Genomic DNA, 23,638 nt, shown 5'->3' with positions numbered 1-23,638 from the left:
TCGGCGTTCACGTCTCGTTTGCCATGTGCCCCTACGCAAGATTGCGAGGAGTACGCCGATGTCCCCCTTCCTTGCGTCACTGCTGCCGCACCTGCGGGTCAACGCCATCGAGCGTTACCGCCAGGTCTATTCCCGCGTCGGCCTGACCGCGCTGCTGAGCTGGGCGTTGAGTCTGATCGGCCGCCCCGACCTGATCCCGTTGTGGCTGGCCGCCAGCCTGTCGGTGCAGGCGCTGGAGTTCGTCGCCGTCCGGCCGTTCGTCAAGGGCCGCTTCCCCGAGCGCCATCTCCAGGCGCGGATCGTGCTGATGCTAGTCGCCATGGTGGCCATGGCCTCCGTGCATGCGGGCGCGGTGCTGATCTTCTGGCAGAGCGGTCAGCCGCCGCTGATGGCCCTGGCCCTGATGGTCCTGGTCGGCGGGGCGCTGAACAATGTCGCCTCGGGCGTCGACAGCCGGCCTCTGTTCTATCTGGGCGTGACGCCCTATGCGCTCAGCATGGCCGCCATGCCGGCCCTGGCCTGGAATTCCGCCCGCGGGCTGGTGACCATCCTGGCGGTGTGCGTCGGCTTCTTCATGCTGGCCGTCCACACGATCTGGAGCCGGATGCACAACGACCGCCGCGCCGTGGTCGCCGCCCGCGAGGAGGCCGACCGTCGCCGCATCCAGACCGAGGAGGCCCTGTCGGAACGCACCGCCATGGCCGCCATCGTCAGTCACGAACTGCGCACGCCTCTGTCGGCGATCCTGGCCGGCGCGCACATGATCCGCGCGGGAACCACTCCGGCCCAGATCCACGCCACGGCCGATCTGATCGTCGACGCCGGGCACCTGATGACCGGCCTGCTGACCGACATGCTGGACCAAGCCAAGATCGAGGCCAGGGCCATGAGCCTGGAGGACCGCGACTTCGACGCCCTGGGCGCGATCCGCGACGCCACCCGCTTCTGGAGCGCCAACGCCCGCGCCAAGGGCCTGACCCTGCGCGAGCCGCCCGGCGAGCAGCCCTCGGCCTGGGTGCGCGGCGACCCGTTCCGACTGCGCCAGATCCTCAACAACCTGCTGTCCAACGCCGTGAAGTTCACCGAGGACGGGGTGATCACCCTGCGCCTCTGCGCCCACCCCGCCGAGAACGGTCGGGTGCGGGTGGTCATCGAGGTCGAGGACAGCGGCCCCGGCATCACCACGGACGCGATGAGCCGGCTGTTCACGCCCTACGCCCAGGCCTCGCAGGAGACGGCGCGGACCTATGGCGGTACGGGACTGGGCCTGGCGGTCAGCCGCCAGTTGGCCAGACTGATGGGCGGCGAGTTGGACGCCCGCCCGGGTCCGGAACGCGGCGCGATCTTTCGCCTGACCCTGACCCTGCCCGCCGGCCAGGAACAGGAGGCTCCCCGCCCGGTCGCCCAGCCCGAGCGCGCGACGCCGGACATCGGCGCCTTGCGAATCCTGGCCGTCGACGATCACGAGGTGAACCGTCGGACGCTCGCCCTGGTTCTGGAGCCCCTGGGTGTCGAACTGACCACCGCCCCGGACGGGCTGGAGGCGCTGAAGCATCTGGAGGCCCGGGCCTTCGACGTGGTGCTGATGGACGTCAACATGCCGGGCCTCGACGGCCGCGAGGCCACGCGCCGCCTGCGGGCGGGTCGCGGCCTCAATCACGACACCCCGGTGATCGGCTTCAGCGCCGGGGTGGCCGACGAGGAGGTCCAGGCCTGCCGCGCGGCCGGCATGACGGACTGGCTGGCCAAGCCGCTGGATATCCGGGCTCTCTACGCGGCGCTGGACCGCGCCAAGCCCGAGGAATTGGCCAAAGGAAGCCGCCTAAGCTAGTGCGCCGCCGCCGGTGTCGCGGCGGAGGCGCCGGTCTGGAACAGGCGGCCCTTCTCGGTGGCCAGCACCGTCACCAGGCCCGCCAGGCCAAAGCCGGTGAAGCCGAGGGTCAGAGGGACGGTCGTGCCGTCGAACATCTGGCCAATGATGAAGCCGAACAACGCGCCACCGATCGTGGTGATGAAACCCTGGATCGAGGCGGCCGCGCCCGCCACATGACCCAGCGGCTCCATGGCGATGGCCCCGAAGTTCGACATGACCAGACCGAAGCAGAACATCATGCCGGCCTGCATCAGGGAAAAGCTCAGCAGGGTCTCGTGGCCGGTGATGGCGATCACCGCGTGAGCGGCGGCGAAGGCGATAAAGCCGATCAGCGCCCAGTGCGAGACCTTGCGCATGCCCAACTTCCCGACGATCCGGGAATTCAGCAGCGACGAGACCGCCATGGTTCCGGCGATGGCCGCGAAGATCAGCGGAAAGGTGTCGCCCGCGCCCAGCACCTGCGCGAACACCTGCTGAGCCGAGTTGAGGAAGCCGAACAGCCCGCTCAGCACCAGGGCGGCGGCGATCGTGTAGCCCATGGCGATACGGTCGGTCAGGGCGATCCTGAAGGCCGAGGTGACGCCGGCGACCGAGATTGGGATCCGGTCCTCCGGATGCTGGGTCTCGGGCAGCTTGACCGCCGCCCAGGCCATGACGAAAAGGCCGAAGATCGACAGCACGCCGAAGATCCAGCGCCACGAGGCGAACAGCATGATCGCCTGACCCAGCGAGGGCGCGATGATCGGGGTGGCCAGGAAGACGATGAAGGCCAGCGACATCACCCGCGCCATCTGGCGGCCGGCATAGCAGTCGCGGACGATCGACACCGACAGCACCCGCGTTGACGCCGCGCCGAGGCCAGTCAGGAACCGGGCGATCAGCAGCATCTCGAACGAGGTCGAGAAGGCGCAGAGGGCGGCGAAGAGCGTGTAAAGCGTAAGGCCGACCATCAGCACCGGCTTGCGGCCATAACGGTCGGCCAGAGAGCCATAGGCCAGCTGCGCCACGCCGAAGCCCAGCAGGTACGAGGTGATCACCCACTGGCGGGCGTTCGGATCGTGAACGCCAAGGGCCTCGCCGATGTGCGGCAGGGCAGGCAGCATCGAGTCGATGGCCAGCGCATTGGTGGCCATCATCGCCGCGATCAGGGTGACGAACTGGCCAAAGCCCATGCCGGGATGCGGCGATGGCGCGGTGTCGGACATGGATTTTCTCGCGCGGGCTGACGCCCCGGCACGAGACGCATGAGGGCGGCATATAGGGCCTGGCGCGCGAGACGCCAGACCTGATTGTCTCGATCAGCCGTTGAAAGCCCGGATCGCCTCGATGATCTTCGCCTGGTCGGCTTCGCCGAGATAGGGGTGCATCGGCAGGGCCAGAACGGTCTCGGCCTTGGCTTCCGTCACGGGCAGGCCGCCCGCGCCGCGCGGGAAGGCCGCGTACGGCGCCTGCACGTGCATCGGGACGGGATAGTAGACCGCGGTAGGAATGCCTTGCGTCTTCAGGTGCGCGGCCAGGCCGTCGCGGTTGGCGTGCTCGATCACGTACTGAGCCCAGACCGAGACGCCGCCTTCGATCACGGCCGGGGTCGCGATCACAGCGCCCTTCAGGCCCTGCGCATAGCGGTCCGCCACCCCCTGACGCAGGGCGATCTCCTCGGCGAAAATCGCCAGCTTCTCGATCAGGATCGCCGCCTGGATCGTGTCGAGGCGCGAGTTCATGCCGATGCGGGTGTTCAGGTACTTGGGGTCGTGGTCGAAGGTCTTGCCCTCGAGATCCGGGCCGACCGCCTTGCCGTGGACACGGTAGCTGTCCATCAGGTCCCACAGGCGGGCGTCATTGGTCAGCACCGCTCCGCCGTCGCCGTAGCAGCCCAGCGGCTTGGCCGGGAAGAAGCTGGTGGTGGCGACATCGGCCCAATGCAGCGGGTGATGGCCGTTCAGCGTGCAGCCGAAACCCTGGGCGCTGTCGGCGATCAGCTTCAGGCCCTCGCGGTCGCAGATCGCCTTGATCGCCGGGTAGTCGGCGGGCTGGCCGAACAGGTCGACGGCGATCACCACCTTGGGCGTCAGCTTGCCCTCGGTCTTCACGGCGGCGATGGCGGCTTCGAGCTTGGCCGGGTCGAGATTGTAGGTGTCGGGCAAGACGTCCACGAACACCGGGGTCGCATCGACCCACGGCACGACTTCCGGCGTCGCGGCGAAGGTGAAGGAGGGGCAGAACACCGCATCGCCCTCGCTCACGCCCCAGGCCATCAGCGGCAGGGCGATGGCGTCGGTGCCATTGGCGCAGGACAAGGCCAGCTTGGCCTGGCTAAATTCGGCCAGCTTGGCCTCGAACGCGCGAACTTGCGGGCCCATGACATAGGCGCCGCTGTCCAGCACCTTGGCGATGGCGGCGTCGATCTTGTCGCGGATCCGGCGCTGCTGCGCGGCGAGGTCGATGAAGGGCATGCTCATGGGCGCAGCCTCTAGTGTCCGATCGCGACGATTTCGAGCCAATTGATGTAACCGACTGTTTCCACGCCACGAGGACGATCAAGCGGAACCGCGGGCTCGTCTTGTCGTTGACCGAACGTGGCGGGGGCGCCTATCGAGAACTCCATGCAGACCAAGCCCAGCATCATCCCGGCGGATACGTCCCTGCCGTCGCTCGCCAACGTGAAGGCCGACGAGACCATGTTCGGACATTTCCTGGACTGGCTGGGCAAGCTGGCGGTGAACCTGGTGGTCGCCGCCCTGATCCTGCTGGTCACCTTCTGGGTGGCCGGCTGGGCGGCGCGGGTCATCCGCAGGGGCCTGGGCCGGGTACATCGGAACAATCCCGACCCGACCCTGGAGAGCTTCGGCGCCTCGCTGGTGCGCTATGCGGTGATCGCCGTCGGCCTGGTGGCGGTGCTGCAGCAGCTGGGCGTGCAGACCACCTCGATCATCGCGGTGCTGGGCGCGGCGTCGCTGGCCATCGGCCTGGCCCTGCAAGGCGCCCTCTCGAACGTCGCGGCGGGGGTGATGATCCTGCTGTTCCGGCCCTACCGCGTGGGCGACTATATCGAGACGGTGACGCGCCAGGGCACGGTGAAGTCCCTGGACCTGCTGTTCACCGAGATCGCCACCCCCGACAACGTCAAGGTGATGATCCCCAACAGCAAGGTGTTCGGCGACGTGATCCTGAACTATTCCAGCCACCGCAGCCGTCGGGCCGACGTGTTGTTCAAGGTGCCGCTGAAGACGGACCTCGTCATGGTCCTCAAGCGCCTGCGCGAGCGGGCCGAGAGCGACGCGCGCATCCGCAAGGAGCCGGCGGTGATGATCGAGGTCGTCGACCTGTCGGAAGCGTTCGCCCAGGCCGCGATCCGCGTCTGGACGGCGGCCGCCGACTTCGGCCCGGTCAAGACCGACCTGATGCTGGCCGCCCATCTGCTGGCCGAGGACCCCGCTCGCGACGATCTTCCGCCGCCGCGCCCGACCAAGGCCAAGGATCCCTCACCCGCCATGCCGGGCGAGGGAGAGCACCATCACCTGCTCAGCCTGATAAAGCCGCGTCGAGGTCGGAAATCAGGTCCCGGCAAGACTCAATCCCCACCGAAAGCCTGATCAGGCCGTCTGAAATGCCCAGCGCGAGGCGCTGGGCGGGCGGAATCGAGGCGTGGGTCATGATGGCCGGATGCTCGATCAGGCTCTCGACCCCGCCGAGACTCTCGGCCAACGTGAAGAGCTGCGTGCGCTCCAGCATCCGGCGCGCGGGGGCGAGGCCGCCTTTGACCTCGGCCGAGATGACGCCGCCGAAACCGCCGGTCATCTGGCGCCTGGCCAGGTCGTGCTGCGGGTGGCTTTCCAGGCCTGGATAGATGACGCGCTCGATGGCTGGGCGCCGCTCCAGCCACCGGGCGATCTCAAGGGCGCTGTCGCAAGCGCGCTGCATCCGCAGGGCCAGGGTCTTGACCCCGCGCAGCGCCAGGAAGCTGTCGAACGGGCCGAGCACCGAGCCGACGGCGTTCTGCAGGAACTTCATCTTGTCGGCGAGCTCGGCGTTGTCGCCGACGACCGCCACGCCCGCGACCACGTCGGAGTGGCCGTTCAGGTACTTGGTCGCCGAGTGCATGACAATGTCGAAGCCCAGCTCCAGCGGCCGCTGAATGAACGGGCTGGCGAAGGTGTTGTCGGCGACGGTGACGAGGTCGTGTTTCTTGGCCAGGGCCGCGATGGCGGCCAGGTCCGCCAGGCGCAGCATCGGGTTGGTCGGGGTCTCCACCCAGATCATCCGCGTCGCCGGGGTGATCGCCGCCTCGACGGCCGCCAGGTCCGCCATGTCCACGAAGCTGAAGGTCAGGCCGGCCGAGCGCTTGCGCACCTTGTCGAACAGCCGGAACGAGCCGCCATAGAGGTCGTCGCTGGCGATCACGTGCGCGCCGCTGTCCAAGGTCTCCAGGATCGTGGAGGCCGCCGCCAGGCCCGAGGCGAAGGCGAAGCCCGCCGTCCCGCTCTCCAGGTCGGCGATGCAGCGCTCGAAGGCGAAGCGGGTCGGGTTGTGGCTGCGGCTGTATTCGAAGCCCTTGTGCTCGCCAGGACTGGCTTGAGCGTAGGTCGAGGTGGCGTAGATCGGCACCATGACCGCGCCGGTGGTCGGGTCGGGAAACTGGCCGCCGTGGATGGTCCGCGTGGCGAAGTCCAGGCGGTTCTTGCCGGGGATGTCGGTCATGCGGGTCCTTCAGGCGCTGAGGCGCAGATGGTTGATCAGGTCGACTCGGGTGATCACACCTAGGAACTCCTCCCCGTCGACCACAAGCGCTACCTCGTCGCGATCGAACACCTCGGGCAGGTCATCGACGCTCTGATGGGCCTGCAGGGTGTTGATCGCGCGGGTCATGGCCGCGCCGACCAGGGTCTTGAAGCGCGGAGCCTCGTCGCCCGCCTCGGCCGCGGCCAGCACGTCGCTCTCGTCGAGGATGCCGACCAGCTTGCCGTGGTCGACCACGGGCAGTTGGCTGATGTCGGACGAACGCATGCGGTTGTAGGCGGTCAGTAGCGTGTCGTCGGGTCCGATGGCGATGACGCCGCCCTCGGCGTAGCGCTTTGCGATCAGGTCGCGCAGGTCGCCGTGCAGTTCTCGGCCGTCGAAGCCGTGCGCCGCCAGCCAGAAGTCGTTGAACATCTTGGTCAGGTACTTGCCGCCGGTGTCACAGACGAAGGTCACGACCCGCTGGGGCTCGGTCTGCTCGCGGCAGTATTTCAGCGCCGCCGCCAGCAGGCAGCCCGAGGACGAGCCCCCGAGAATCCCTTCCTTCTTCAGCAACAGTCGGGCGGTGTCGACGCTCTCGCGGTCGCTGATCGAATAGGCCTGGGAGACCAGATCCATCTGGGCGTTGTCGGGAATGAAGTCCTCGCCGATGCCCTCGACGATCCAGCTGCCGGCCTCGCCGAAGGTCCCGGTCTCCACATAGTCGCGCAGGATCGAGCCGACCGGATCGGCCAGCACCATCCTGGTCTTCGGCGAGTGGGCCTTCATGTAGCGGCCAATGCCGGTGAGCGTGCCGCCCGAGCCGACGCCGACGACGATGGCGTCGATGTCGCCCTCCATCTGGGTCAGCAGCTCGGGCGCCGTGGTGGTCTCGTGCGCCAGCGGATTGGCCGGGTTCTCGAACTGGTTGGCGTAGAGCGACCCGGGGATCGACTGGGCTAGGGCCAGGGCCATGTCCTGATAGTATTCCGGGTGGCCCTTGCCGACGTCGCTGCGGGTCAGGCGCACGTCCACGCCCATGGCCCGCAGGTGCAGGATCTTCTCCCGCGCCATCTTGTCGGGGACGATCAGGATCAGCTTGTAGCCCTTGAGGGCCGCCACCTGCGCCAGGCCCAGGCCCGTATTGCCGGCCGTCGCCTCGATGATCGTGCCGCCGGGCTTCAGCCGGCCGTCGGTCTCGGCCGCCTCGATCATCGAACGGGCGACGCGATCCTTGATCGAACCGCCCGGGTTCTGGTTTTCGAGCTTGAGAAAAAGCCGGCACGGGCCGGTGTCGAGGCGTCGGACCTCGACCATGGGCGTGCGGCCGATCAGGTCGAGCGCGGAACCGGCAATGCCGGGAAGGCCCAATTTAGGGTCGTTCATGGCGCAGCTCCGCTGCCTGGTGAAACGATTTCCCCCAGCTAGGCCTGTTTTTTAAAAGAAGGGAAGAGGGCCAGGGCCGTCAGACATAGGGGTTCGTTCGGGATTTACGAAGGATCACACCCCTCATAGCCTCGTTATATGACCGACGTCTTCGCCGCCGATTTCGAGGATCTGTTCCGCGCGACCTACCGGGCCGCCGTCCGGCGCGTGCGCGACAAGCGCGAACGGCTATCGCCCGAAACCGTGGCGCTGCTGGACCATCTGGCCGCCGCCGGGCCGCTGACCGCCGGCGAGCTGGCCCGCCATGTCGACCGCGCGCCCAGCACCCTGACCGAGATGGTCGATCATCTGGTCGATAAGGATCTGCTGACCCGAGACCGCGATCCGGCCGACGCCCGCCGCAGTCTGGTCTGGCTGACCGACGCCGGCCAGGCCGCCTTGCTGGAGAGCCGCAACGTCCTGGACCTCGACGCGCTGGCCGCCGCCGGCGCCCATCTGTCGCCCCAGCAGCGCCAGGCGCTGATCGATCATTTCCGGGCGTTCGTCGCCCAGCTGAGAGGAGCCCGCCCATGAGCCACGCTTGCGAAAGCTGCGGCATGCCGATCGAGTCCGGTCCCTATTGCCAGTACTGCGTCGACGAGAGCGGCGCTCTGCAGGACTTCCCGACCCGCTTCGAGCGCATGGTGCAGTGGCAGGAGCGGCGCGGCAGCCCGCGCGCCCAGGCTGAAACCGAGACGATCATCTACATGTCGAAGATGCCGGCCTGGAAGGACCATCCCGAGGTCCAGGCGCGCCTTTCGGCTTAAGGTCAGGCCGTCCCGGCCGTGCCACGCTGGTTCAGCCACTCGCTGGCGAACTTGCGGGAAAGGCAGACGTCCTCGAACACCACCCGCCGCAACTGGCCCAGGAACTCGGGCGCGTCGTGGACGATCACGAACGGAAAGTCATTGGCCGACAGGAAACCGTGGAGGAATCGCGAGAAGCGGTCGGCCTCTTCGGGGCCGGCCAGGCGAACTTCGGTCTCGGCGACGGTCGGAACCATGTGCGTGGCCCTCTGTGAACGGACCAAGACTTAACGCACGAACTCGCATTTGCGAACCAGCTTCGCCCCTGCGAAATAAACTGTGATCACTTGATCGCCTCCCGGGCGAGTGAAACCCCGCCCGGAACGCGCAATCCCTTACAGGACAGCCTTAGAGGATCGACTGGCCGGTCGAGGCCCAGTCCTTCAGAAACTGCTCGAGACCCTTGTCGGTCAGCGGGTGCTTGTAGAGCTCGGCGAACACCGCCGGCGGGATGGTGACGACGTCGGCGCCGATGATCGCGGCTTCCTTGACGTGGGCGGCGTTGCGCACCGAAGCGGCCAGAATCTCGGTCTCGTAGCCGTAGTTGTCGTAGATCGCGCGGATGTCGCGGATCAGGTCCATGCCGTCGAAGCCATAGTCGTCCAGACGGCCGATGAACGGCGAGATGTAGGTCGCGCCGGCCTTGGCGGCCAGCAGGGCCTGGGTCGGCGAGAAGCACAGGGTGACGTTGGTCTTGATCTCTTCGTCGGCGAAGGCGGCGCAGGCGATCAGGCCGTCGCGGGTCAACGGGATCTTGACCACCACGTTCGGGGCGATCTTGGCCAGCTTCTGACCTTCGGCGATCATGGCGTCCGCCGTGGTGGCGGCCACTTCGGCGCTGATCGGACCCGGGACGATGTCGCAGATCTCGGCGATCACTTCCAGCATCGGACGGCCCGACTTGGCGATCAGGGTCGGGTTGGTGGTCACGCCGTCGATCAGGCCGGTCGAGGCCAGGTCGGCGATCACCTTGGTGTCGGTGCTGTCGAGGAAGATCTGCATGGTCGCTCGCGCTGCTCTTCTATGTCGGGAGTTGCGCCGGTTTAGCCCGAGCGGCGGCGTCACGCCAGACTTGTCAGACCCACACGGCAGGGTCCGCCACGAGCCGGTCGGCCGTGCGCTCGACGGCCGTGCGCCAGGCTTCGGGCCTGAAGCCGAACACCTTCTGGAGCTTGCCGGTGTCCAGAGGCGAGCGCGGCGGGCGCGGCGCGGGCTCGACGAAGGCGGCCTGGCTCGTCCGTTCCAGGCGCGCCTTGGCCAGCGGATCGCGGTCGATCGCCGCCTTGGCGAAATCGAAGCGGCTGGTCTCGCCGGCATTAGCGAAGTGGAACAGGCCGAACGCCGGGTCCTCGGCGGACGCTTTCGCCCAGCGCGGCGCGGTCGCGATCAGGAAATCGGCCAGGGCCTCGCCGTCGGTCGGTGTTCCGAACTGGTCGGCGACGATCCTCAGCACCTCGCGCTCACGCGCCAGGCGCAACATGAAGTTCACATAATTTCGACCATACCTGGAAAAGACCCACGAGATTCGCAGCACCGTCGTCCGAGGATAGGCCAGCACCGCCTGCTCGCCGGCCAGCTTGGAGCGGCCGTAGACATTGATCGGCCGCGCCGCGTCGGTCTCGACATAGGGGCGATCGGTCAGACCGTCGAACACCGCATCGGTCGACAGGTGCACGAACGGCACGTCCCGCTCGGCGCAGGCGGCGGCCATGGCGCCGGGTGCGGTGGCGTTGACCGCGAAGGCCTCGTCGGGCCGCGCCTCGGCGGGGTCGACATGGGTAAAGGCGGCGGTGTTGAGCACGAGGTCACAGTCGGCGGCCAGGATCGCGGCGCGGACAGCCGAGGAATTTTCCAGGTCGCAGTCGACGCGGGAGAGGGCGATGACGTCTGCTCGCCCCTGGGCGGCGGCCTGAACCGCCGTGGCCACCTGACCCGTTCGGCCAAACTGCAGAATCTTCATTTCAGGGCGGGAACCCGCTCGCCCAACACCTGGCCGATGAAGGTCCTCAGGTTGCCACCTTTGAACAGATAGCCCGGCAGGCCCGCGCGGGCGCCCGCCTCCACGTCGATATGACGGTCGCCGATGATCACCGCCTCGTCCGGCGCGAGGCTCCAGTCGGCCAGGCCGCGAAGTATCATGCCGGGATTGGGTTTGCGGTCCGGATGGTCGGCCACCCGGTATTCTTCCACGACGGCCGTCTCGTGGAACGGCGAGTGATAGAAGGCATCGATCCGACCGCCTCGTTCGGCCAGTTGGTCCTGCATGGCGGCATGGAACCGGTCCATCTGCGTCTGGTCGAAATAGCCACGACCGATGCCCGACTGGTTGGTCACCACCAGCACCTTGAGCCCCGCCTGGGTCATCGCCGCCACCGCCTCGCGAGCGCCGTCGATCCAGGTCAGCTTGGCGGGGTCGGAGACATAGCCGTGGTCGACGTTCAGCACGCCGTCCCGATCCAGGAACACGGCCTTCAGAGGAGGGAGAGCGGCAGGGCTGGTCATGACGCGAGCACTACTCCGAGCGGCGGCGAAACACCACGCCTCCGTCTTGGCCTCGTCGCGCAAGCTCCCTAGAAGAAGGCGATCCTCTGGAGCTCTCGATGACCGCCTTCGCCGACGCCGCCCGCCTGCGCGACCGCCTGAAGACCTGGGCCCTGGAAGCCGCTTATCCGCTGTGGTGGGAGACCGGCGCCGACCATGTGAAGGGCGGCTTCTTCGAGAAGATCGATCTCGACGGCCATCCGGTGGACGGCCCGCGTCGCGGCCGCGTGCTGCCCCGGCAGATCTTTTCCTACGCCCTGGCCGGCGAGCTGGGCTGGACCGGCCCGTGGCGCGAGGCGGTCGCCCATGGCCTGGCCTTCTACCTGAAGGCCTACCGCCGGCCCGACGGCCTGTTCCGCGCCCTGGTCGGGCCGAACGGCGAGAGCCTCGACGACACCGCCGATCCCTACGACCAGGCCTTCGCCATGTTCGCCCTGGCGGCCGTGGCCAAGGCGCTGCCGGACCGTAAGGCCGAAGCCAAGGCGGTCGCCGTCCATGTCCGCGACATGTTGTACGCCGAGCGCAAGCACCCGCTGGGCGGCTTCCACCAGACCACCCCGCCGACCACGCCGCTGCAATCGAACCCGCACATGCACCTGTTCGAGGCGATGCTGGCCTGGAACGAGGTCGACGACGATCCGGCCTGGCGCGCCCTGGCCGACGAGATCGGCGACCTGGCGCTGACCAAGTTCATCCACGCCGAAAGCGGCCAGATTCGCGAGTTCTTCGACCTCGACTGGAACCCCGCGCCGGGCGTCGAGGGCCGCATCTGCGAGCCGGGCCACCAGTTCGAATGGGGCTGGCTGCTGCTGCGCTGGGGCAGGCTGGCCGGCCGCGACGACGCGATCGCCGCCGCCCTGAAGATGATCGAGGCCGGCGAGACGCACGGCGTGGACCTGGCGCGCGGCGTGGCGGTCAACGCCCTGCTGGACGACTACGCGATCCACGACGACAGCGCCCGTCTCTGGCCCCAGACCGAGCGGATCAAGGCCTCGGTGCTGGCCGCCCAGATCACCGGCGAGGCCCGCTGGTGGGACATGGCCGCCGCGGGCGCGGAGGGCCTGATGACCTATCTGCGCACGCCCGTCCCCGGCCTGTGGCGCGACAAATACCAGCCCGACGAGACGTTCGTGGAGGAGCCGGCGCCGGCCAGCTCCTTCTACCACATCACCTGCGCGATCGCGGAATTCGACCGGGCGGTCAGCGCGGTTTCGTAACCAGGAGTGTGGCGGCGCCGACGGCGCGCGCCCGGACCTCGGCGTTCAGCGGGATCAGGGCGCCGGCGGCGTAGACGTCACCGTCCATCTCCAGCACGCCTTCCAGCACCTGCACGGTCGACGCCGGCAAAGCCACCACATCGCCGCCCGGAACGCGGCGCAACTCGACGTCGAAACTGTCGGTCGAGACCAGGGTCTCGGTCCCGTTCGGCGCGGCGCTCTTGCGCGAGGCGATCGAACGGCCCTTGGCCTTCAGGCCATCGACCAGGGTCTTCACCGCTTGGCTGTCCTTGCGGTGGCAGACGAGAACCGCGTCGGCCTCAACCACCACGACGATGTCGCTGACGCCGATCACGCCGACATAGGGTCCCGTGGTGCGGACCAGGACGTTCGTGGCGCCGTGCAGGTCGACGTCGCCGTCATGGGCGTTGCCGTCATGGTCCCGGATCGACGCTTCCCAGATCGCGTCCCAGGCGCCCAGGTCCGACCAGGCGAAGGCGGCGGGCGCGACGGCGGCCTTCTGGGTGCGCTCCATCACCGCGTAGTCGAGGGAGATCTTCTTGGCTTGGCCGAAGGCTTCGCGGTCCAGGCGACCGACTCCGGCCTCCAGCGTCAGAGCGGCGGCGCAGGCCTTGGCGGCGTCAGCGACGGTCGGCTCGAAGGCCTCGAACTCGCCCATCAGCGTGGCGGCCTTGAAGGCGAAGTTTCCGCTGTTCCAAAGATAGCCTTCAAGCACATAGCGCTCGGCGGTCTCGCGGTCCGGCTTCTCGACGAAGGCGGCGACGGCGTTGACCGAGCCGTCCAGCAGCGCGTCGCCGGGACGGATGTAGCCGAAGCCGGTCGCCGGCGACGTCGGCCGCACGCCGAAGGTGACGATCAGGTCGCTCTCGGCGGCCCGAGCCGCGATCACGGCGGCTTCGCCGAAGATCTCCGGCTCGGCGATATGGTGGTCGGCGGCCAGCATCAGCACGACGCCGTCCGGGTCCTGGCCTTGCACGTAGGCGGCGGCGGCGGCCACGGCCGGGGCGCTGTCGCGGGCTTCGGGCTCGACCAGGATGGTGACGAAGACGCCGATCTCGGCGGTCTGCTCGGAGACGAAGCCGACCATGGCCTCGCCGGTGACGATGACGATCTCGGCGACGCCGGGAATGTCCTTCACCCGCAGCACCGTTTCCTGGAACGACGAGCGATCGCCGACCAGCTTCAGGAACTGCTTGGGCTGGTCGCTGCGCGACGCGGGCCAAAGTCGCGTGCCTGAGCCGCCGCACAGGATCACCGGATAGATCGATGCCAAGTTAAACCCCACCACGTCGTAGTCTTTGACCCCTGATAGGGCCTTATTGCGAAGGGTGCTTAAAGGCAAAGCGTGACGGAACGAAGAGTTTTCGTCAGCTTGGCGTCCCCGCGTGCAGTTCCGTCAACCATGCGTCCGCGGTGACATCGGACGGCATCCGCCAGTCGCCGCGCGGCGACAGCGCGCCACCCGATGAGATCTTGGGACCGTTCGGCACGGCCGAGCGCTTGAACTGGTTGGCGAAGAACCGCTTCAGGAAGAGCTCCAGCCAGGTCTTGATCTCGGCCAGGTCATAGGCGCGGCGGGCGTCTTCCGGCAGGCCGACCGGCCAGCCGCCGGCCTCGGCGTCATGCCAGGCGGTCCAGGCCAGGAAGGCGATCTTGGACGGGGCCATGCCGTAGCGCGTCATGTAATAGAGGTTGAAATCCTGCAGGGCGTAGGGGCCGACGAAGCTCTCGGTGGCCTGGGTCTTCTCCCCCGGCACCAGTTCCGGCGAGATTTCGGTGGCCAGGATGTCCTCCAGCAGCCCCGTCGTGGCCGCGTCGACGTCACCGGAATGGGCCACGAAGCGGATCAGGTGCTGGATCAGCGTCTTGGGCGCCCCGCAATTGGGGTTGTAGTGGCTCATGTGGTCGCCGACGCCGTAGGTGCACCAGCCCAGGGCCAGCTCGGACAAGTCGCCGGTGCCGACCACCAGGGCGGCGTTGTGGTTGGCCAGGCGGAACAGATAGTCGGTGCGCAGGCCCGCCTGAATGTTCTCGAACGTCACGTCATAGACTGGTTCGCCACGCCCGAACGGGTGGTCGAGGTCCTTCAGCATCTGGGTCGCGGCCGGACGGATGTCGAGCTCGGCGGCCGTCACCCCCATGGCCCGCATCAGCGCCCAGGCATTGTCCTTCGTGCGATCCGAGGTCGCGAAGCCCGGCAGGGTGTAGGCCAGGATGTTGGTCCGAGGCAGTCCCAGTTGGTCGACCGCCTTGGCCGCCACTAGCAGAGCCTGGGTCGAATCGAGGCCGCCGGAGATGCCGATGACCAGCTTTTTCAGACCCGAAGCCTCGAGCCGCCGGGCCAGCCCCTGGACCTGGATATTGTAGGCCTCGTAGCAGTTCTCGCGCAGCTTGGCGGGATCAGAGGGCGTGAATGGAAAGCGCTCTATCGGTCGGACAAGGGCCAGGTCGCCGGCCGGCGGCTCGAAGGCGAAGCCCACGGTCCGGAACGGCGCCTTGGGCGGCGAAAGCGCCATGGCGTCGCCGAAGCTGCCGACCCGCATGCGTTCCTGGCGCAACCGGTCGATGTCGATATCGGCATAGGTCCAGGCCGGGCCGGTCGAGAACCGCGGGCTCTGCGCCAGCAGGGCGCCCATCTCGTGGATGTCGACATGGCCGTCCCAGGCCAGATCCGTCGAGCTTTCGCCCGCCCCGGCCGCCGAATAGACATAGGCCGCGATCATCCGCGACGACTGACTGGCGCACAGCAGACGACGCGTCTCGGACTTGCCGATGGTGATGTTGCTGGCCGAGAGATTCAGCAAAATCTCCGCTCCGGCCATGGCCTGGGCGGTGCTGGGCGGGGTCGGGGTCCAGACGTCCTCGCAGATCTCGACGCCGACGGTGAACGGCGTCACGCCCTCGCCGCGGAACAGGACGTCGGTCCCGAACGGCGCGCTCTGACCAGCCAGGGTCAGAAGCCTGCCCGTCACGCCAGCGCCCGGCGTGAACCAACGGCGCTCGTAGAACTCGCGATAGTTGGGCAGGAAGCTCTTGGGGACAACGCCCAGCACCTTGCCGCCCTGGATCGCCACGGCGGTGTTGTAGAGCCGCCCGCCGTCACGCAACGGCGCGCCGACCACGATCATCGTCGATAGGCTCGCGCTCTCCTCGACCAGGGTCGCGATCGCCGCCTCGACCGCGTCCAGCAGCACGTCCTGCTGCAGCAGGTCATCGATCGTGTAGCCGGTCAGGCCGAGCTCGGGGAACACGATGACCGCCACGCCGGCCGCGTGCGCCTCTTGGGCCAGAGCCAGTACGCTGCGCGCATTGGTCGCCGGATCGGCCAGCTTCACCTTCGGTACGGCGGTGGCCACGCGGACGAAGCCGTGGCGATAGGGCGAGAAGAACGACGGACTACCCAAGGAACCGGCCTTTCAGGGTTATGCTTAAATTGAGCATAAGTCGGACTTCACCTATAACGCCCCCGGACGATGTTGCATAGCGTCCTCAACATGTCGCCAGAAGCCCCGCGCGGGTTGACCCCCGGGCGCACCCATGCGAGTGCGCCCCTCGCGCAGCCCCGCAAAACATAGAAAAGACGGAAGCCCCCATGCCCGTTTCGCCCATCAAGATGGCCGACGCGATCCGCGTCCTTTCCATGGACGCCGTGCACAAGGCCAAGTCCGGCCACCAAGGCATGCCGATGGGCATGGCCGATGTAGCCACGGTCCTGTGGGGCAAGTTCCTGAAGTTCGACGCGTCTCAGCCGAACTGGCACGACCGCGACCGCTTCGTGCTGTCGGCCGGCCACGGCTCGATGCTGCTCTATTCCCTGCTTCACCTGACCGGCTTCAAGGCCGTGACGATGAAGGAGATCGAGAACTTCCGTCAGTGGGGATCGCTGACCCCCGGCCACCCGGAAGTGCACCATACTCCGGGCGTCGAGACCACCACCGGCCCGCTGGGCCAGGGCCTGGCCACCGCCGTTGGCATGGCCATGGCCGAGGCCCACCTGGCGGGCCGCTTCGGTCATGACCTGGTCAACCACCGCACCTGGGTGATCGCCGGCGACGGCTGCCTGATGGAGGGTGTCAGCCACGAAGCGATCAGCATCGCCGGCCGCCTGAAGCTGAAGAAGCTGACGGTGCTGTTCGACGACAACAACACCACCATCGACGGCGAGGCCACCATCGCCGAGACCGGCGACCAGGTCGCCCGCTTCAAGGCCGCCGGCTGGGCCGTGAAGGTCGTGGACGGGCACGACCACGGCAAGATCGCCGCCGCCCTGCGCTGGGCTGTCAAGCAGGACCGCCCGACCATGATCGCGTGCAAGACGCTGATCTCGAAGGGCGCGGGTCCGAAGGAAGGCGACCCCCACAGCCACGGCTACACCCTGTTCGACGACCAGATCCGCGACGCCCGCGTCGCCATGGGCTGGGACGCCGAGCCGTTCACCGTGCCGGGCGACATCGCCACGGCCTGGAAGAGCGTCGGTCGTCGCGGCGCCAAGGTCCGCAAGGCCTGGGAGGCCAAGCTGGCCGCCTCGACCCACGCCTCGGACTTCAAGCGCGCCATGGCCGGCGAGCTGCCCGCCGGCGCCTTCGAGGCCCTGGACGCCCACATCGCCAAGGCCCTGGAGACCAAGCCCGTCAACGCCACCCGCGTCCACTCGGGCGCGGCCCTGGATCACCTGATCCCGTCGATCCCCGAGATGATCGGCGGCTCGGCCGACCTGACCGGCTCGAACAACACCCTGGTCAAGGGCATGGGCGCGTTCGACGCGCCGGAATACACCGGCCGCTACGTCCACTACGGCGTGCGCGAGTTCGGCATGGCCGCGGCCATGAATGGCATGTCGCTGCACGGCGGCGTGATCCCGTATTCGGGCACCTTCCTGGCCTTCGCCGACTACAGCCGCGCCGCCATCCGCCTGGGCGCCCTGATGGAAACCCGCGTCATCCACGTGATGACCCACGACTCCATCGGCCTGGGCGAGGACGGTCCTACCCACCAGCCGGTGGAACAGGTCGCCTCCCTGCGCGCCATCCCGAACCTGCTGGTCTTCCGTCCCGCCGACGCGGTCGAAGCCGCCGAGTGCTGGAAGGTCGCCCTGCAGCATCCGCGCACCCCGTCGGTCATGACCTTGTCGCGCCAGAAGACCCCGCATGTCCGCCTGTCGGGCGGCGATCTGTCGGCCAAGGGCGCCTATGAGCTGCTGGCCGCCGAAGGCGGCGAAGCGGAAGTGACGATCTTCGCCTCGGGCACCGAGGTCGGCATCGCCGTCGCCGCGCGCGACATCCTGCAGGCCAAGGGCAAGCCGACCCGCGTCGTCTCGACCCCCTGCTGGGAGCTGTTCGCACAGCAGGACGCCGCCTACCAGGCTTCGGTCATCGGCACGGCGCCGGTGCGCGTCGCCGTCGAAGCCGGCATCAAGATGGGCTGGGAGCGCTTCATCGGCGAGGACGGCAAGTTCGTCGGCATGAAGAGCTTCGGCGCCTCGGCCCCGTTCGAGCGTCTCTACAAGGAGTTCGGCATCACCGCCGAAGCCGTCGCCGAAGCGGCCGGCGCCTAAGCTCCTCTTTTCTTGTCATCCCGGAAGCGTCGTAGAGGCTGTCCGGGATGACAGTTTAAAAGGACACCCCGATCCGCAGGATCGCCACCAGGGCGTGGCCCACACCGCTTTCGGCGCCAGGATCCATCAAGTACTGGATGTCTGGCTGGATCGTGACCGGACCGACCTTGTCCGCATAGGTCACTTCGATCGCGCTTTCAGCGTGCCGCAGGCGCAAGCCAGCATCGATGGCGTTGTCGCGGTACTTTCCCGACAGGAACGCCTGGTTGACGCCGATCGAGAAGGCGCTGTCGGGCCGGCTCTCGAAGACGTGCTCCACCAGCATGCCCGCCTGCCAGCCGCCCCTGAAGGCGGTGGTGTCGCCGTCGGAGACGCCCAGGCGGGCGAAGGCGGTGGTCCTGCGCACATCCGCCTCGCCCGTCAGATGGCGCTCCAGCAGCACATAGGCGCCCTGCGCCGTCGCCGGGGCGGGATCGCCGGACGGGGCCAGGAAACGGATGTCGTCCTGCTTGTCGGTATAGCGCCACGCGCCGAACGCCAGCTTGCCCCGACCCTGCCAGCCAGCCTCGGCGATCAGCAGCAGGCCGTTGTCGAGCGAGGTCTTGATCCCGCCCGGGTCACCCAGCACGCCCGCATTGGCGTTCAAGGCCGCCGCCTGGGCATAGACATGCTCGTTCGGCGTCCAGCGCATGCGCACGGCCAGGGCCGTGGAGGGGAAGATCGACGGACCATTCGGACCGGTGGCCGCCAGCTCCGAGCCAATGCCGAACGCTGGAGCCAGCAGCAGGCCGGCGCTGTCGTTGGCATAGAATTCGCTGTTGAGATCGTAGAGGCCGGCGCGGACCGACGCCTTGTCGCCGAAGCCCTGCTCGACCCAGGCCTCGAACAGGCGGGCGCGCTGGCGGGCGACCTCGATGTTGTCGACGCCCTGCAGTGTGCCCGCGTCGTCATTGGGCGTGGCGCCGCTGTTGTTCAGAAGCTCGAAATGAGCGCTCGCGCCTTTCCAGCCAACGGCCTTGTCGAGGTCAAGGTCGCCGAAGATCTGCAGGTCGTCCAGAACACGGCCGCGCTTGGCGAGGCCCCCGCTGACCGTGCCGGCGAGGTCGGCGGTATAGCTTCCGCTGAGCTTGAAGGCGCGATCCTCGGCGTGGGCGGCCAGGGCGGCCAGGCTCCAGGCGGCGATCAAGAGCGCCGCAGCGGCGGCCGCGCGATTGACGGCTCGGTTGGTCGTAGTCTGGCGCATTCTCAGCCCCCGCTGACCCGACACTCGATCGGGCGGTACGGTTATCGTTCGGAAGGGGGCGCCATCCGGTAAACCCGGCCTGTGACGTGTCGTCGCACGCCGCTCAAGCGCAAAGGTAAGAACCTGCGGAAGACTGCTGGCGATAGTCCAGAATCATGGGCTGCGGATTCTCGCGTAGGCGTGACGCTTCTCGCCGGGACCAGTTGTCACGCGCGGCGGATTCGAAGAAGGATTGCAATGGCTTGAGATGAAGCCGCACACTACGCCTAATCACACCGAATAGAGGTGCGCGGCTCAGGGAGGAGCGGGTGCCGGAAACCGTCAAGAAAAGGCATGCCGCCCATGTGCGCGACGTGCTGGCCGACGGTTCCGCGGCGGCGCGATCGGCGCTGGCCGCATCCTGGAAGAGATCGTTCTCCTGGTATGGCTTGAACCCCGAGGACATGACCGCGCCGCGCGTTCTGAGCGAGCGCGAATTGCGGGAGGCGCGAGAGCGCATCGAACCGCTCCTGGACGCGGCTCAGTCGACGCTCGACAGGCTGTTCCTGGCCGTGGGCTCCACCGGGTGCTGCGTTCTGTTCACCGATCGCCAGGGCGTTCCCGTCGATCGGCGTGGCGCGGACGTCGACGACGAGACCTTCCACCGCTGGGGTCTGTGGACCGGGGCGGTGTGGAGCGAGGAAGCCGAAGGCACCAACGGCATCGGCACCTGCCTGGCCGAGGAGCGCGCGCTCACCATCCACCGCGATCAGCATTTCCATGCGCGCAACACCGCGCTGAGCTGCACGGTGGCGCCCATCTACGATCACCAGGGACGGTTGGCCGGCGCCTTGGATGTCTCGTCGTGCCGGGCCGATCTCACGGAAGGCTTCGTCGGCCTGATCTCGGCCGCCGTTCTGGATGCGGCGCGGCGCATCGAGCTCGAGCATTTCCGGCGAATGTTCGTGGGCGCGCGATTGATCGTGGTCGAGGGAACCAAGCACGGCGGCGGCGTGGTGGCGGTCGATCGCGATGACCTGGTGATCGGCGCGACCCGCGATGCGCGTCTCAGCTATGGCCTGACCGACGCGCGCCTGGCCGGCCGACTGCACGTGGACGAACTGCTCTTTCCAGAGTCGGCTCTGGAGCAGGACCTGCTTCACCTTGAACGGTCGGGGGTGCAGCGCGCCCTGGCCCTGACCTCGGGCAACGTCTCCGCCGCGGCGAAGGCTCTGGGTGTCAGCCGGGCGACCCTGCACCGCAAGTTGGCGCGTCTGGGCCTGACCCAACGCCGCTAGAGCGTGGCAGCCGAAAGTGTGAGCGGTTTCGGCGCCTGCCACGCTCTAAGTGTTCGAGATAGAGCCCGGAAACTGTCTCACCCATGCGACAGTCGCTCTCGGCGGTTGGGCGCCAGGCCTGACAAACGTCGAGGCGTTGGCGGATGCTTTCCTCTTGACGCCGAACACGGCGCGACAGGAGGAAGCCATGACCAAAGCCGAGTTCACGCGCACAGCCAAGCCGCCGTTCAAAGCGCGCTATGGCAACTTCATCGGCGGCCGATGGGTCGAGCCGACCGCGGGCCGCTATTTCGAGAACACCTCGCCGGTCAACGGCCGCGTCCTCTGCGAGATCGCCCGCTCCGACGCCGCCGACATCGACCTGGCCCTGGACGCCGCGCACGCCGCCAAGGCCGCCTGGGGCGCGGCCAGCGTCACCGAACGCGCCAACCTGCTGACCCGCATCGCCCAGGTGATGGAAGACAACCTGCCGCTGCTGGCCGCCGCCGAGACCTGGGACAACGGCAAGCCGATCCGCGAGACGACCGCCGCCGACCTGCCGCTGGCGATCGACCACTTCCGCTACTTCGCCGGCTGTATCCGCGCCCAGGAGGGCGGCATCTCCGAGATCGACCACGATACGGTCGCCTATCATTTCCACGAGCCGCTGGGCGTGGTCGGCCAGATCATCCCGTGGAACTTCCCGCTGCTGATGGCCTGCTGGAAGCTGGCGCCGGCCCTGGCGGCCGGCAACTGCGTGGTGCTCAAGCCCGCCGAGCAGACGCCGGCCTCGATCCTGGTGCTGGCCGAGCTGATCGCCGACATCCTGCCGCCCGGCGTGCTCAACATCGTCAATGGCTTTGGCCTGGAAGCCGGCAAGCCCCTGGCCTCCAGCCCGCGCATCGCCAAGATCGCCTTCACGGGCGAGACCTCGACCGGTCGGCAGATCATGCAGTACGCCAGCCAGAACCTGATCCCGGTCACCCTGGAGCTGGGCGGCAAGTCGCCGAACATCTTCTTCAAGGACGTGATGGCCGAAGACGACGACTATCTCGACAAGGCCATCGAGGGCTTCGTGATGTTCGCGCTCAACCAGGGCGAGGTCTGCACCTGCCCCAGCCGGGCGCTGATCCACGAGGACATCTACGACGCGTTCATGGCGCGCGCCCTCAAGCGCGTCGAGGCGATCACCCAGGGCGATCCGCTGGACCCGACCACCATGATCGGCGCCCAGGCCTCTGGCGAGCAGCTGGAGAAGATCCTCAGCTATATCGACATCGGCCTCGCCGAGGGCGCCGAACTGCTCGCCGGCGGCGCGCGCAGCGACCTGCCGGGCGATCTGGCCGGCGGCTTCTACGTCAAGCCGACGGTGTTCAAGGGCCACAACCGGATGCGGATCTTCCAGGAGGAGATCTTCGGCCCGGTGCTGTCGGTCACGACGTTCAAGACCGACGAAGAGGCCCTGGCGATCGCCAATGACACGCTCTACGGCCTGGGCGCCGGGGTCTGGAGCCGGGACGCCAATCGCTGCTACCGCTTTGGCCGCGCCATCCAGGCGGGCCGGGTCTGGACCAACTGCTACCACGCCTATCCCGCCCACGCGGCGTTCGGCGGCTACAAGTCGTCAGGCATCGGCCGTGAGAACCACCGGATGATGCTGGACCATTATCAGCAAACCAAGAACATGCTGGTCAGCTATAGTCCCAAGAAGCTCGGCTTCTTCTAGCGCCCCGACTTGACGCGGCGTCGGCATACCCCGGCGCCGCAACCTCTTCGATATGGAAGGATATCATCATGGCCAAAACCATGAAGGCCGCGGTCGTGCGCGAATTTGGCAAGCCGCTGATCATCGAGGACGCGCCGATCCCCGAGCCGGGTCCCGGCGAGATCCAGGTCCGCATCCAGGCTTCCGGCGTCTGCCACACCGACCTGCACGCGGCGGAGGGCGACTGGCCCGTAAAGCCCAACCCGCCCTTCATTCCTGGTCACGAGGGCGTCGGCTTCGTCTCGGGCGTCGGCGCCGGGGTCAAGATCGTGAAGGAAGGCGACCGCGTCGGCGTGCCCTGGCTCTACAGCACCTGCGGTCACTGCAAGCATTGCCTGGGCGGCTGGGAAACCCTGTGCGAGTCCCAGCAGAACACCGGCTATTCGGTCAATGGCGGCTTCGCCGACTATGTCGTGGCCGATCCCAACTTCGTGGGCCATCTGCCCAAGGCGATTTCGTTCAACGAGATCGCGCCGGTGCTTTGCGCGGGGGTCACGGTCTACAAGGGCCTGAAGGTCACCGACACCAAGCCCGGCGACTGGGTGGTGATCTCAGGCGTCGGGGGCCTGGGCCACATGGCGGTGCAATACGCCAAGGCCATGGGCCTGAACGTCGCGGCGGTCGATATCGACGACGCCAAGCTGGACCTGGCCCGCGCGCTGGGCGCGACCGTCACGGTCAATGCCCGGACCGTCGCCGACCCGGCGGCGGAGATCAAGAAACAGACCAGCGGCGGCGCCCAGGGCGTGCTGGTCACGGCGGTTTCGCCGATCGCCTTCAAGCAGGCCCTGGGCATGGTCTCGCGCGGCGGGACGGTGGCGCTGAACGGACTGCCGCCCGGCGATTTCCCGCTCTCGATCTTCGACATGGTGCTGAACGGGATCACCGTGCGCGGCTCGATCGTCGGCACTCGCCTGGACCTGCAGGAGGCCCTGGACTTCGCCGCCGACGGCAAGGTCAAGGCCACGATCAGCACCGCGCGCCTGGACGACGTCAACACGGTCTTCGACCGCATGCGCAACGGCCAGATCGAAGGCCGCGTCGTGCTGGACCTCAGCCAGTAAGGCGCGGGGCCTCATGAGGGGCGTGACGGGGTGCGCCGACACTCCATCGCGCCCCTTCACACGTCAGAAAAAATGCCAAGGGGAGTAGGCGGCGTGAGCGACGGACAGGTTTTCCCGGTTTCCGAGGAACTGGCGCGGGGCGCCCATATCGACGCGG

General features: G+C 67.8%; 20 protein-coding genes. 9 read left to right on the top strand and 11 right to left on the bottom strand.

Going from position 1 to position 23,638, the window contains the following annotated elements; all coding sequences use genetic code 11:
- The first annotated feature begins 58 nt into the window (after positions 1 to 58).
- Positions 59 to 1,831, top strand: a complete 1,773-nt coding sequence (locus tag AC07R7_RS25370; RefSeq protein WP_494637106.1) for an ATP-binding protein — start codon at positions 59 to 61, stop codon at positions 1,829 to 1,831.
- Here the strand turns inward: AC07R7_RS25370 and AC07R7_RS25365 are convergent.
- Positions 1,828 to 3,078 (bottom strand): multidrug effflux MFS transporter, encoded by a 1,251-nt coding sequence (locus AC07R7_RS25365; protein ID WP_494637104.1) that lies wholly within the window; start codon positions 3,076 to 3,078, stop codon positions 1,828 to 1,830. The two genes, AC07R7_RS25370 and AC07R7_RS25365, sit on opposite strands and share 4 nt — an antisense overlap.
- Before the next feature lie 93 nt (positions 3,079 to 3,171).
- Complete coding sequence (locus tag AC07R7_RS25360) at positions 3,172 to 4,332, bottom strand: DegT/DnrJ/EryC1/StrS family aminotransferase (protein WP_494637102.1); 1,161 nt, start codon at positions 4,330 to 4,332, stop codon at positions 3,172 to 3,174.
- Between the two features lie 144 nt (positions 4,333 to 4,476).
- On the opposite strand from AC07R7_RS25360, the gene AC07R7_RS25355 reads away from it, so the two are divergent.
- Complete coding sequence (locus AC07R7_RS25355; RefSeq protein WP_492841445.1) at positions 4,477 to 5,466, top strand: mechanosensitive ion channel family protein; 990 nt, start codon at positions 4,477 to 4,479, stop codon at positions 5,464 to 5,466.
- On the opposite strand, the gene AC07R7_RS25350 is transcribed toward AC07R7_RS25355, so the two are convergent.
- Together AC07R7_RS25350 and AC07R7_RS25345 are read right to left on the bottom strand one after the other, a co-directional pair.
- Positions 5,396 to 6,571, bottom strand: coding sequence for a trans-sulfuration enzyme family protein (locus AC07R7_RS25350; RefSeq protein WP_494637100.1), 1,176 nt, complete (start codon positions 6,569 to 6,571; stop codon positions 5,396 to 5,398). The genes AC07R7_RS25355 and AC07R7_RS25350 overlap by 71 nt on opposite strands.
- Positions 6,572 to 6,580: 9 nt before the next feature.
- Positions 6,581 to 7,975, bottom strand: a complete 1,395-nt coding sequence (locus AC07R7_RS25345) for a pyridoxal-phosphate dependent enzyme (RefSeq protein WP_494637098.1) — start codon at positions 7,973 to 7,975, stop codon at positions 6,581 to 6,583.
- A 138-nt stretch (positions 7,976 to 8,113) separates the two neighbouring features.
- Between AC07R7_RS25345 and AC07R7_RS25340 the strand changes: the two genes are divergently transcribed.
- The gene (locus AC07R7_RS25340) at positions 8,114 to 8,548 is read left to right on the top strand and encodes a MarR family winged helix-turn-helix transcriptional regulator (protein ID WP_494637096.1); all 435 of its coding nucleotides are present in this window, start codon (positions 8,114 to 8,116) and stop codon (positions 8,546 to 8,548) included.
- Complete coding sequence (locus tag AC07R7_RS25335) at positions 8,545 to 8,781, top strand: zinc ribbon domain-containing protein (RefSeq protein ID WP_492888789.1); 237 nt, start codon at positions 8,545 to 8,547, stop codon at positions 8,779 to 8,781. Before AC07R7_RS25340 ends, AC07R7_RS25335 begins: the two co-directional genes overlap by 4 nt.
- 2 nt (positions 8,782 to 8,783) lie before the next feature.
- On the opposite strand, the gene AC07R7_RS25330 is transcribed toward AC07R7_RS25335, so the two are convergent.
- The 4 genes from AC07R7_RS25330 to AC07R7_RS25315 form a co-directional block, all read right to left on the bottom strand.
- On the bottom strand, positions 8,784 to 9,017 hold the full coding sequence (locus AC07R7_RS25330) for a hypothetical protein (protein ID WP_492841455.1): 234 nt from the start codon (positions 9,015 to 9,017) through the stop codon (positions 8,784 to 8,786).
- A gap of 151 nt (positions 9,018 to 9,168) precedes the next feature.
- Positions 9,169 to 9,822, bottom strand: a complete 654-nt coding sequence (gene fsa, locus AC07R7_RS25325) for a fructose-6-phosphate aldolase (RefSeq protein WP_492816370.1) — start codon at positions 9,820 to 9,822, stop codon at positions 9,169 to 9,171.
- Between the two features lie 73 nt (positions 9,823 to 9,895).
- On the bottom strand, positions 9,896 to 10,780 hold the full coding sequence (gene rfbD, locus AC07R7_RS25320; protein WP_494637093.1) for a dTDP-4-dehydrorhamnose reductase: 885 nt from the start codon (positions 10,778 to 10,780) through the stop codon (positions 9,896 to 9,898).
- Positions 10,777 to 11,322, bottom strand: a complete 546-nt coding sequence (locus tag AC07R7_RS25315; RefSeq protein WP_494637091.1) for a D-glycero-alpha-D-manno-heptose-1,7-bisphosphate 7-phosphatase — start codon at positions 11,320 to 11,322, stop codon at positions 10,777 to 10,779. The genes rfbD and AC07R7_RS25315 overlap by 4 nt, the downstream gene beginning before the upstream one ends.
- A 98-nt stretch (positions 11,323 to 11,420) precedes the next feature.
- On the opposite strand from AC07R7_RS25315, the gene AC07R7_RS25310 reads away from it, so the two are divergent.
- Positions 11,421 to 12,578, top strand: coding sequence for an AGE family epimerase/isomerase (locus AC07R7_RS25310; protein WP_494637089.1), 1,158 nt, complete (start codon positions 11,421 to 11,423; stop codon positions 12,576 to 12,578).
- Here the strand turns inward: AC07R7_RS25310 and AC07R7_RS25305 are convergent.
- Together AC07R7_RS25305 and AC07R7_RS25300 are read right to left on the bottom strand one after the other, a co-directional pair.
- Complete coding sequence (locus tag AC07R7_RS25305; RefSeq protein WP_494637087.1) at positions 12,562 to 13,872, bottom strand: mannose-1-phosphate guanylyltransferase; 1,311 nt, start codon at positions 13,870 to 13,872, stop codon at positions 12,562 to 12,564. The two genes, AC07R7_RS25310 and AC07R7_RS25305, sit on opposite strands and share 17 nt — an antisense overlap.
- A 94-nt stretch (positions 13,873 to 13,966) precedes the next feature.
- Entirely contained in the window at positions 13,967 to 16,003 is a 2,037-nt protein-coding gene (locus tag AC07R7_RS25300) for an NAD(+) synthase (protein ID WP_494637085.1), read from the bottom strand.
- 188 nt (positions 16,004 to 16,191) lie between these two features.
- Between AC07R7_RS25300 and tkt the strand changes: the two genes are divergently transcribed.
- A complete protein-coding gene (gene tkt, locus AC07R7_RS25295) occupies positions 16,192 to 18,153 on the top strand; it encodes a transketolase (RefSeq protein WP_494637083.1) in 1,962 nt (653 codons plus the stop codon).
- 55 nt (positions 18,154 to 18,208) lie between these two features.
- Here the strand turns inward: tkt and AC07R7_RS25290 are convergent, their stop codons facing one another.
- Positions 18,209 to 19,396 carry a carbohydrate porin gene (locus tag AC07R7_RS25290; RefSeq protein ID WP_494637081.1) on the bottom strand — a complete coding sequence of 396 codons (1,188 nt, stop codon included), beginning with the start codon at positions 19,394 to 19,396 and terminating at the stop codon, positions 18,209 to 18,211.
- A 308-nt stretch (positions 19,397 to 19,704) separates the two neighbouring features.
- On the opposite strand from AC07R7_RS25290, the gene AC07R7_RS25285 reads away from it, so the two are divergent.
- The 3 genes from AC07R7_RS25285 (at position 19,705) to adhP (ending at position 23,481) form a co-directional block, all read left to right on the top strand.
- Positions 19,705 to 20,673 carry a GAF domain-containing protein gene (locus AC07R7_RS25285; protein WP_492888778.1) on the top strand — a complete coding sequence of 323 codons (969 nt, stop codon included), beginning with the start codon at positions 19,705 to 19,707 and terminating at the stop codon, positions 20,671 to 20,673.
- 187 nt (positions 20,674 to 20,860) lie between these two features.
- The gene (adh, locus tag AC07R7_RS25280; protein WP_492888777.1) at positions 20,861 to 22,378 is read left to right on the top strand and encodes an aldehyde dehydrogenase; all 1,518 of its coding nucleotides are present in this window, start codon (positions 20,861 to 20,863) and stop codon (positions 22,376 to 22,378) included.
- Between the two features lie 68 nt (positions 22,379 to 22,446).
- On the top strand, positions 22,447 to 23,481 hold the full coding sequence (gene adhP, locus AC07R7_RS25275) for an alcohol dehydrogenase AdhP (RefSeq protein ID WP_492888776.1): 1,035 nt from the start codon (positions 22,447 to 22,449) through the stop codon (positions 23,479 to 23,481).
- Positions 23,482 to 23,638 lie beyond the last annotated feature (157 nt).

Source organism: Caulobacter sp. GW821-FHT05F04 (genome assembly GCF_059419665.1).
The sequence above is the reverse complement of the archived record's forward strand: the minus strand, read 5'-3'. Positions and strand labels throughout refer to the sequence as shown.

Bases quoted from the DNA above. Each gene is read 5' to 3' on its own strand.
- AC07R7_RS25330 (WP_492841455.1), bottom strand. From the start codon at position 9,017: ATGGTTCCGACCGTCGCCGAGACCGAAGTTCGCCTGGCCGGCCCCGAA.
- adhP (WP_492888776.1), top strand. From the start codon at position 22,447: ATGGCCAAAACCATGAAGGCCGCGGTCGTGCGCGAATTTGGCAAGCCG.
- AC07R7_RS25370 (WP_494637106.1), top strand. From the start codon at position 59: ATGTCCCCCTTCCTTGCGTCACTGCTGCCGCACCTGCGGGTCAACGCC.
- AC07R7_RS25310 (WP_494637089.1), top strand. From the start codon at position 11,421: ATGACCGCCTTCGCCGACGCCGCCCGCCTGCGCGACCGCCTGAAGACC.
- AC07R7_RS25345 (WP_494637098.1), bottom strand. From the start codon at position 7,975: ATGAACGACCCTAAATTGGGCCTTCCCGGCATTGCCGGTTCCGCGCTC.
- fsa (WP_492816370.1), bottom strand. From the start codon at position 9,822: ATGCAGATCTTCCTCGACAGCACCGACACCAAGGTGATCGCCGACCTG.
- AC07R7_RS25315 (WP_494637091.1), bottom strand. From the start codon at position 11,322: ATGACCAGCCCTGCCGCTCTCCCTCCTCTGAAGGCCGTGTTCCTGGAT.
- rfbD (WP_494637093.1), bottom strand. From the start codon at position 10,780: ATGAAGATTCTGCAGTTTGGCCGAACGGGTCAGGTGGCCACGGCGGTT.
- AC07R7_RS25365 (WP_494637104.1), bottom strand. From the start codon at position 3,078: ATGTCCGACACCGCGCCATCGCCGCATCCCGGCATGGGCTTTGGCCAG.
- AC07R7_RS25290 (WP_494637081.1), bottom strand. From the start codon at position 19,396: ATGCGCCAGACTACGACCAACCGAGCCGTCAATCGCGCGGCCGCCGCT.
- tkt (WP_494637083.1), top strand. From the start codon at position 16,192: ATGCCCGTTTCGCCCATCAAGATGGCCGACGCGATCCGCGTCCTTTCC.
- AC07R7_RS25360 (WP_494637102.1), bottom strand. From the start codon at position 4,332: ATGAGCATGCCCTTCATCGACCTCGCCGCGCAGCAGCGCCGGATCCGC.
- AC07R7_RS25335 (WP_492888789.1), top strand. From the start codon at position 8,545: ATGAGCCACGCTTGCGAAAGCTGCGGCATGCCGATCGAGTCCGGTCCC.
- AC07R7_RS25350 (WP_494637100.1), bottom strand. From the start codon at position 6,571: ATGACCGACATCCCCGGCAAGAACCGCCTGGACTTCGCCACGCGGACC.
- adh (WP_492888777.1), top strand. From the start codon at position 20,861: ATGACCAAAGCCGAGTTCACGCGCACAGCCAAGCCGCCGTTCAAAGCG.
- AC07R7_RS25355 (WP_492841445.1), top strand. From the start codon at position 4,477: ATGCAGACCAAGCCCAGCATCATCCCGGCGGATACGTCCCTGCCGTCG.
- AC07R7_RS25340 (WP_494637096.1), top strand. From the start codon at position 8,114: ATGACCGACGTCTTCGCCGCCGATTTCGAGGATCTGTTCCGCGCGACC.